Annotated in this window: 11 protein-coding genes; 8 read left to right on the plus strand and 3 right to left on the minus strand. The window is 72.0% G+C overall.

The window, feature by feature from the left end:
* The 5 genes from ACZ4YL_RS17420 to ACZ4YL_RS17440 form a co-directional block, all read left to right on the plus strand.
* On the plus strand, positions 1 to 667 hold a 667-nt coding region (locus ACZ4YL_RS17420; protein WP_468117355.1), incomplete at its 5' end, for an LPXTG cell wall anchor domain-containing protein.
* A gap of 88 nt (positions 668 to 755) precedes the next feature.
* On the plus strand, positions 756 to 1,367 hold the full coding sequence (locus ACZ4YL_RS17425) for a class F sortase (protein ID WP_468117357.1): 612 nt from the start codon (positions 756 to 758) through the stop codon (positions 1,365 to 1,367).
* Positions 1,368 to 1,403: 36 nt separating this feature from the next.
* Positions 1,404 to 2,057: a PH domain-containing protein gene (locus ACZ4YL_RS17430; protein WP_468117358.1), complete on the plus strand. Its 654-nt coding sequence runs from the start codon at positions 1,404 to 1,406 to the stop codon at positions 2,055 to 2,057.
* A 96-nt stretch (positions 2,058 to 2,153) separates the two neighbouring features.
* The gene (locus tag ACZ4YL_RS17435; protein ID WP_373042630.1) at positions 2,154 to 2,726 is read left to right on the plus strand and encodes a VanZ family protein; all 573 of its coding nucleotides are present in this window, start codon (positions 2,154 to 2,156) and stop codon (positions 2,724 to 2,726) included.
* A gap of 37 nt (positions 2,727 to 2,763) precedes the next feature.
* Entirely contained in the window at positions 2,764 to 2,964 is a 201-nt protein-coding gene (locus tag ACZ4YL_RS17440) for a PspC domain-containing protein (RefSeq protein WP_033219629.1), read from the plus strand.
* Between the two features lie 24 nt (positions 2,965 to 2,988).
* Here ACZ4YL_RS17440 and ACZ4YL_RS17445 read toward each other — a convergent pair whose 3' ends face one another.
* The 3 genes from ACZ4YL_RS17445 to ACZ4YL_RS17455 form a co-directional block, all read right to left on the minus strand.
* The gene (locus tag ACZ4YL_RS17445; RefSeq protein WP_468117360.1) at positions 2,989 to 3,768 is read right to left on the minus strand and encodes a hypothetical protein; all 780 of its coding nucleotides are present in this window, start codon (positions 3,766 to 3,768) and stop codon (positions 2,989 to 2,991) included.
* Between the two features lie 133 nt (positions 3,769 to 3,901).
* Positions 3,902 to 4,159: a hypothetical protein gene (locus ACZ4YL_RS17450; RefSeq protein WP_468117361.1), complete on the minus strand. Its 258-nt coding sequence runs from the start codon at positions 4,157 to 4,159 to the stop codon at positions 3,902 to 3,904.
* 139 nt (positions 4,160 to 4,298) lie between these two features.
* Positions 4,299 to 5,447, minus strand: a complete 1,149-nt coding sequence (locus ACZ4YL_RS17455) for an adenosine deaminase (protein WP_373042636.1) — start codon at positions 5,445 to 5,447, stop codon at positions 4,299 to 4,301.
* Positions 5,448 to 5,560: 113 nt separating this feature from the next.
* Here ACZ4YL_RS17455 and ACZ4YL_RS17460 point away from each other — a divergent pair, with 113 nt between their 5' ends.
* The 3 genes from ACZ4YL_RS17460 (at position 5,561) to ACZ4YL_RS17470 (ending at position 8,125) form a co-directional block, all read left to right on the plus strand.
* Positions 5,561 to 6,295, plus strand: a complete 735-nt coding sequence (locus ACZ4YL_RS17460) for an alpha/beta hydrolase (RefSeq protein WP_468117363.1) — start codon at positions 5,561 to 5,563, stop codon at positions 6,293 to 6,295.
* 76 nt (positions 6,296 to 6,371) lie between these two features.
* On the plus strand, positions 6,372 to 6,743 hold the full coding sequence (locus ACZ4YL_RS17465; protein WP_468117365.1) for a cupin domain-containing protein: 372 nt from the start codon (positions 6,372 to 6,374) through the stop codon (positions 6,741 to 6,743).
* A gap of 365 nt (positions 6,744 to 7,108) precedes the next feature.
* On the plus strand, positions 7,109 to 8,125 hold the full coding sequence (locus ACZ4YL_RS17470) for a helix-turn-helix transcriptional regulator (RefSeq protein ID WP_468117367.1): 1,017 nt from the start codon (positions 7,109 to 7,111) through the stop codon (positions 8,123 to 8,125).
* Positions 8,126 to 8,310 lie beyond the last annotated feature (185 nt).

Consider the following 8,310-nt stretch of genomic DNA (forward strand, 5'->3'; position numbering starts at 1 on the left):
GAGCGGCGCCAAGCCCGTCTTCGAATGGAAGACCCAGGGCGGCCTGAACGTCCCGTCCGGCTTCGCGAACTTCCCCGCCCTCCCCAAGGGCTGCACCCTTGAGTACCCGGTCCACGACGACGCGCCCGCCTCGTGCGTCTCCGAGGTCAAGCAGGTCGACCTGGGCGCCGGACTGCAGGCCGACCTGACCATGTCCCCCAAGGGCCCCAAGGTCGTCATGCACGACAGCGACCCCGCCAACACCTGGACCCAGACCCTCACCCGCACCAACCCCCAGGGTTCGCCGGACTACTTCTCCCGCATCAACAACCCGAGCGGCGCCAAGCCCGTCTTCGAATGGAAGACCCAGGGCGGCCTGAACGTCCCGTCCGGCTTCGCGAACTTCCCCGCCCTCCCCAAGGGCTGCACCTTCGAGTACAAGGTCACGGAGGAGACCCCGGCCCCGAAGCCCGAGCCCTCCACCGCGAAGCCGGTGACCGCCACGAACGTCTCCACCCAGACCACGGGCCAGACCACCGTCGTCCCCCAGGGGTCCGTCGCGGCGGGCGCCGAGATCGCGTCCGAGGACACCGGCAGCAGCACCACCGTCGCCGCCGGCGCCGGCCTCCTCGCGGTCTTCGCCGCGCTCGGTGCGACCGTCCTGCGCCGTCGCCGCAGCCACAGCTGACGAACGGCCGCCCCGCGCGGCCCCCGCGTCACCCGATGAGGCGGGCCACCCTCGTGGTGGCCCGCCGGTCCCCGTTCAGGAGCCCCGCATGTCCCGCGCCGCCCTCCGCGCCACCGCCCTTCTCACCCCGCTCGCCCTCACCGCCCTGACCGGCTGCGGCGGCACCCCCGCCGCCGGCCCGGCACCGGCCGCCCCGCACGTCACCCCGGCGTCCGCCGCTCCGGCCGAGGCCCCGGCCGCCATCCCGATGCCCGCCTCCGAGCCCGTACGCGTACGGATCCCCTCGGCCGGGGTGGACGCCTCCCCGGTGCTGGGGCTGGGACTGGCCGCCGACGGCACCGTCGAGGTGCCCTCGGTGGCCGACGCCGACAAGATCGGCTGGTACACCAAGGGAGTCACGCCGGGCCAGACCGGTCCCGCCGTGCTGATCGGCCACTTCGACACCGCGCGCGGCCCGGCCGTGCTCAAGGACGTCTCGCGCGTGCGCACCGGCGAGGAGATCACCGTCTCCCGGGCGGACGGCACCACCGCCGTGTTCCGCGTCCGGGAGCTGGAGCAGGTCGGGAAGAAGGAGTTCCCGACCACCAAGGTTTACGGGGACACCGCCCGCCCCGAGCTGCGCGTCATCACCTGCGGCGGCGAGCTCACGGACGGCCACCGGCCCGACAACATCATCCTGTACGCCGATCTCGCGGGCTGATACACCCAGGCGGCGCAGTGGGGCAGAATCGACCCCATGAGCAGCCAGCAGCCGACCGACGAGCCGGTGTACGCAGACCGGGTCTACCGATCCTCCATGGGCGTCGTCTCGGGGGTACTGCTGCTCGCGCTGACCGCCTGGCTCTGCGGCGACGCCGTGGTGCGGGGCTCCGGCAACACCCCGTGGATCGGACTGGCGGTGGCGCTGTGCGTCGTACCGCTGATCGTCGCGTTCACGATCCGCCCGGCCGTCTTCGCCAACGAGGACCGGATGCGCGTGCGGAACCCCTTCCGGATCATCGAGCTGCCCTGGGCGGCCGTGGACGCGGTGCGCGCCGGGTACTCGGCCGAGGTGCTGGCCGAGGGGTCGAAGTACCAGCTCTGGTCCGTGCCGGTCTCGCTGCGGGAGCGGAAGAAGGCCAACCGGCAGCAGATGCGCCGCTCTGCGATCGACCGCCGCGACCCGGGCAGCACGGGCGACCCCGGCGCGCGGTCCCGTACCTCCGCCGCCGCCTCCGAACCGATGCGGGCCAATGCCGACCGGATCGTCGACGAGCTCCAGGGACTGGCCGAGCTGAACGCCTCGCGGCCGGGCGCGCAGGGCAGTGTGCGCGTGCGCTGGTCGTACGAGATCATCGCGCCCGCGCTGGTCGGCGCGCTGCTTCTGATCGTCCTCATCGCCACGCGCTGACCGGCCAGGACGCCGGGTACGATCCTGTCGGGTGCTCCCCGCCACACCACCCTCCGGGCCGGAACCGGGGCTACCGGGTGATGCGTCCTCGCAGGTGTGCAGCGTCATGAGGCCGGCGAAAGCGCCGCCACCGCGATCCACCTCCGTCTCCGACTCCTGGCCGGGGTCCTGCTCGCCGCCCATTTCGTGGTCGTCGGCTGGCTGACTCTGCGGCCGCTGGACGTGCCCTGGGCCGCGGCGGCCAATCTGAGCCCGCTGGAGGGGATCACAGCGGATCTGGCCCTCGGTCCGCTGGAGGCCGCCCGGCAGATCGGTGAGGGGCTCGCGCTGCTGGCCCCGCTCGGGGTGCTGGTGCCGTTGATCAGCGGACGGCTCGCACCGTCGGCCTTGTCCGCGTGGTCCTCGCTGGCCCGGACGGCCGCCGCGGGCGCGCTGGTCTCGGTGTGCATCGAGATGCTGCAGACCGCGGTTCCGGGGCAGGTCGTGGACGTGGACTCGGTGCTGCTGAACACCGTCGGCGTGGTGCTCGCGCACGTGGCCGTCGTACCGGCGCTGCGGGCCCGGCTGAGGCGCTCACACACCGTTTATCAGGGGGATACCCCGAAGATTTCCAGGGTCGGGCTCGGCCCCTGGACCGACGTTCTGTCGGCGGTCCAGCGGGAGTATTGAGTCATCGCAGAAAGCGATACCGACGAAGGAGAATCTCATGAGCGCCCTGGTCCGCCCCCGTGACGGCCGCTGGATCGGCGGAGTCTGCGCCGGACTGGCGCGGCGTTTCGGAATTTCGACGAACGCGATGCGCGCCATTTTCGTCGTCTCGTGCCTGCTGCCCGGACCGCAGTTCCTGATCTACATAGCGCTGTGGGTCCTGCTGCCGAACGAGAAGCCCGCTTCGGCCGCCTGGTAGTCCGGCGGCCGGCGGGTCGTCCGGTCAGCCGGCCCGCCGGACCTTCTGGATCTTCTCCAGCTGCTTGTCGGCCACTTCCTGCGGCACCTGCGCCTTCTGCTGGGCCGCCCCCGCCACGTTGAGGGCCGTCAGCCGCACGACGGTGTCGCCCTCGCGTACGACGACCAGGTGGACCTGCGCCGAGACGCCCTGGGCGGCGGCGGTCATGGTCCAGCTGACGCTCTCGTCGCCGCCCGTGCGGTAGTCGGCGGGGCGCACCTCGCGGTAGGCGCCGGTCTGCTTCCCGACCGTGGCCGAGAAGCCCGAACCGCAGGCGGCGACGGCGGCCTTGAGCCGGGCGATCAGCGCCTTGGCATCGCTCTCGGAGTAGGAGCTGACGGAGGCGGAGACGGCCAGCCCGACCTGCTTCTGGGAGCCGACGCCGCGGCTGAGGACCTCACGCGCGGACGGGTCCGGCTTGTCCCCCATGATGTCGGCCAGCGGCTGGCAGGCCTTCTTGTCGGCCTGCGGCTGGCCGTCCGGGGCATTGGGGTTCTTGCCCTGGGCAGAGACCTGGTAGCCGGGCAGGTCGCCCTGTGCCAGCGCGGACCGCTCAAGCCTGCTGCCACCGGTCTTCGGCTCGACCGATCCCGACGCCACGGCGGAGGGCGCCGGGGCTCCGGGTGCGGCGGAGGCGCTGCCCGCGGAGCCCTCGGGATCGGGGGCCTTGCCCGTCGCGGGGGTGTGCGTGGTGCTGCACCCCACCGCCGCGAACAGCAGGGTGGGGACCAGCGCGACCATCGTCGCTCGTGCCTTCATGCGCATGACCGAGAACCTCGTACCCAAGACGTCGGCGGGCAGTTGGTGGCGATCGTGGCACACGGTGCGGCGGGACACATGCCCGATCGAGGAGCATGCACCCACCGCACGCGCGTACGAATCCACGGCGAGGGCAGTGTCAGCCGCCGAGGCCGTTCAGGGCGCCGGTGAGCGGGGTCAGGGCTCCGGTGATCTGGCTGGTGGGGTCGCTCGACTGCTGGGTCTCTCCGCCCACCCGCTGCTGGCTGGTGACGCCCTGGAGCGCGCCGGTGGCGGTGCCCACCATGTCGGTCACTCCGATCGCCGGGACGGCGGCGGAGGCGGTACCGGCGGCGACCGCGGCGAAGGCGGCACCGAGAACGGCGGTACCGAGGGTCTTGGCAGCTGACTTCTTCATGAAAAGTTGTCCTTGCGACGGGGAATTGAGCGGCTCCGCAAACTAGTCACTTCAAACCCCCGTCCGCAAACATCCTTAAATACGAGAAAGCGCCCGGGGATTATCTCTCCCGGGCGCTTCCGCTATGTCATGCCGTGGCCTAGGCCGAGACGGAACCCCTGGTGGAAGCGGTCTGCTGGAACAGCCACTCCGACTTCAGCTCCGCATAACCGGGCTTGATCACTTCATTGATCATGGCCAGTCGTTCATCGAAAGGAATGAACGCGGACTTCATCGCATTGACGGTGAACCACTGCATGTCGTCGAGGGTGTAGCCGAAGGTGTCGACCAGGTGCTCGAACTCGCGGCTCATGCTGGTGCCGCTCATCAGGCGGTTGTCCGTGTTGACCGTGAGCCTGAAGTGCAGCTTGCGCAGCAGACCGATCGGGTGCTCGGCGTACGAGGCGGCCGCGGCGGTCTGCAGGTTCGAGGTCGGGCACATCTCCAGGGGGATGCGCTTGTCCCGGACGTACGAGGCCAGGCGGCCCAGGGTCACGGAACCGTCCTCGGCGACCTCGATGTCGTCGATGATCTTCACGCCGTGACCGAGGCGGTCGGCGCCGCACCACTGCAGGGCCTGCCAGATCGACGGCAGGCCGAAGGCCTCGCCCGCGTGGATGGTGAAGTGGTTGTTCTCGCGCTTGAGGTACTCGAAGGCGTCGAGGTGGCGGGTGGGAGGGAACCCGGCCTCGGCGCCGGCGATGTCGAAGCCGACCACGCCGTTGTCGCGGTAGCGGTTCGCCAGCTCGGCGATCTCCAGCGCGCGGGCGGCGTGGCGCATCGCGGTCAGCAGGGCGCCGACGCGGATGCGGTGGCCGTTGGCCTTCGCGCGGCGCTCGCCCTCGCGGAAGCCGTCGTTCACGGCCTCGACGACCTCTTCGAGGGAAAGGCCGGCTTCCAGGTGCTGCTCGGGCGCGTAGCGGATCTCGGCGTACACGACGCCGTCCTCGGCCAGGTCCTCGGCGCACTCGGCGGCGACCCGGAAGAGGGCGGCCTTCGTCTGCATGACCGCGCAGGTGTGCGCGAAGGTCTCCAGGTAGCGAGGCAGGGAGCCGGAGTCGGCGGCCTCGCGGAACCAGATGCCGAGCTTGTCGGCGTCGGTCTCGGGAAGGTTCTCGTAGCCGACCTCACGGGCCAGCTCGATGATGGTCCCGGGGCGCAGTCCACCGTCGAGGTGATCGTGCAGCAGCACCTTCGGGGAACGACGGATCTGATCCGGGGTCGGCAGGTTGGGGGTCTCGCTCGTCATCTGCGCACTCTACTCCTACGCGCGTAGAGCGGAATGTCCCCGGCGGGCGTCGATATGTAACAGAGACCGCGCGGACGGATGGCGTACACCTGAAGGTCTGAGACTGTTCCGCCATGGCACAGCATGCGCCGCCGGCGCGCGGGGCCCGCCTGGGGCGGGCGGCCGGCGCGAGAACCGGCTCGGGTTCGACGGAAAGTGCGGTCAACGGGGTGGTGCTCCTGTTTCCCGGGGCCTCCAGATTCTCGCCGGGTCCCATGCGTCCGCTCGCGCGGGCGCTGGCCCGGGCAGGCGGGGCGGAGGGGCTGGTCACGCACATGGTCATCCACGGCGGGGACTCCGCCCGGGAGGAACAGGCGGGGTGGGCCGCGGACGAGGCGGTGCGGCGGTACGGGGACGTGCCGGTGTGCCTGGCCGGCTATGACGCGGGGGGTCTGGCCGCGCTGCGGGCGGCGGGGCACGGGGCCGTCAACTCGGTCGTGGTGATCGCCCCTTGCTTAGAGGCGGCGGCCCGGGCCGACTCCCCTGAACCGGTGAAACAGCTGTCGGGACGGCAGGTGTTGATCGTGCACGGCACCAACGACGCCCGCAGCGACCCGGAGGCCTCCTTCCGGCTGGCGGCGCGCGCGAAGAAGGCGAATCGTTCGACCTGCCGCTTCGAGGTGCATTCGGACGGGCACGGGCTGCGCGAGCACCAGCCGGAAGTGGTGGCACTGGCCGTGGACTTCATCCTGGGCGCGGTCTCCTCGGGGCGGTACTCGCGGCCGGTGACCGACGCCCTGGCCGCGCCCCCGCCGCTGGGCCTGCGGATGCCGCTGGCCTCGGGCTTCGGGAGGTCGCTGAGGCGGTGATCCACGGGCCCGGCGCGGCGCGCGTACCGTGGGAAGCGGACTCGGGGTGTTGCTCGACTCCCGGAGGAGACCGGCCATGGGCGGATTGGTCCACAGGAACTTCGACAAGCCCGACGAGACGCGGCCCTTCGAGGCCGGCACGGGCAGGCTGGACCTGTTCAACACCGAGGGCGGGGCGGTGGGGCGCGCGGTCTTCGAGCCGGGCTGGCGCTGGTCGCTGCACATCAAGCCGCTGGCCGGCACGGACAGCTGCCGCTCCGCCCACACCGGGTACGTCGTGAGCGGCCGGATGAAGATCGTCATGGACGACGGGGAGAGCGGCGAGATCGGCCCGGGCGACTTCATCCAGATCGCCCCCGGGCACGACGCCTGGGTCGTGGGTGACGAGCCGTGCGTGGCGCTGGACTGGACCGGCTACGTCGATTACGCGAAGCCGGCCGCCGACTGACGGTTTCGGGGTCGCGCTCCGGGATCGGGCTCCGGGGTCGGGCTTCGGGATCGGGCTTCGGGATCGGGCTTCGGGGTCGGGCTTCGGGGTCGCGCCAGTCCGTCCGTACCCGCCGCTCCGCCCCCTCACGGTCGGATGGCACCGATGGATCTGGCGCGACCACCACGGCGGGCCGCGGGCTCAGCAGGACACGGGCCCCCGTGCTCGCCTGGGTGTCCGCTGCCGCATACCGCGCTTCCCCCTCACGCCGTGCTGCCACTGTGCCTCTTCGGCATATGCCGAAGGTGGCCGTCCAGGCGTCGTCTTGCCGCCTTGCGGGAACACGAGGGGTTTATAAACGGGCACAACTCGGGACGCATACGCATATGCCTGCCGAGGAATCCGGGCCGGCCGGAGCGGCCGGGGAGCTGAGCCCCGCCGCCCGGCGCCTGTACGCGTACGCCGTCGAGCGGCACGCCTTTGACCTGTGCGAGGCCACCGGGGCCCTGGGCGTACGCGCGGCCGCCGCGATCACCGAGCTGGCCGCCGCGCACCTGCTCCAGCGGGCCCCGGGCGACGACCCGGACCGCTGGAGCGCGGTGGCCCCCCGGGCCGCGGCGGCCCGGGCCCTGGCCCCGCTGGCCCTGCTCGTACGGGAGACCCACGACGAGATGGACCGGCTGCGCGGGCGGCTGGAGGCGCTGGTGCCGGCGTACGAGGCGGGGACCGCGCACCGGGACCTCAGCGCATCGGGCCGGCTGGAGCTGGTCACGGACCTCGGAGCGGTACGGGGGCTGATCGCGGAGCTGGTTGCGGCGTGCGAGCGGGAGCTGCTGACCTCGCAGCCGGGCGGGGGCCGCCCGCTGGAGACGCTGGAGGAGTCGATCGGGCGGGACGAGTCACTGCTGACGCGCGGGGTCCGGATGCGCACGATCTACCAGCACACGGCGCGCTACTCACGGCCCACGGCGGCGTACGTCGAGCGGGTGACGGCGCTGGGCGCCCAGGTACGGACCCTGGGCGACGGGCTGATGCGGATGCTGATCTTCGACGACCACACGGGCCTGATGGCGGTGCCGGACCGCAGCGGGGCGGCACTGGTGGTGCGGGAGCCGAGCGTCGTGCACTTCATGACGGCGACCTTCGAGCGCTCCTGGGTGGGCGCGGAGCCCTTCCCCACGTCGGTGAGCCCGGAGGCGGCCCGGTCGATCTCGGACGAGCTGCGGCAGACGATCGTCCGGCTGCTGTCGGAGGGGCTGGAGGACAAGGTGATCGCGCGGCGGCTGGGCATGTCGGAGCGGACCTGCCAGCGGCACATCGCCGAGATCATGCGAGCGGTGGGCGCCAAGTCCCGTTTCCAGGCGGGCTACTTGCTGTCCCCGGCCCGACCGCCGGGCCCTTAGCGCCGGGCGCCATTCCCCCGTACCTCACGGGCACTCCAGCCCCGCCGGGCACACGTCCAGCGTCGCCCGGGGCACATCCCAGCCTCGGGGGGGGGGGGGGGGGGGGGGGGGGGGGGGGGGGGAGGAGGGGGAGAGGGGGAGGGGGGGGAGGGGGGGGGGGGGGGGGGGGGGGCATAGAAGGAGAA

The sequence above is a fragment of the Streptomyces sp. NPDC030021 genome (assembly GCF_055574035.1).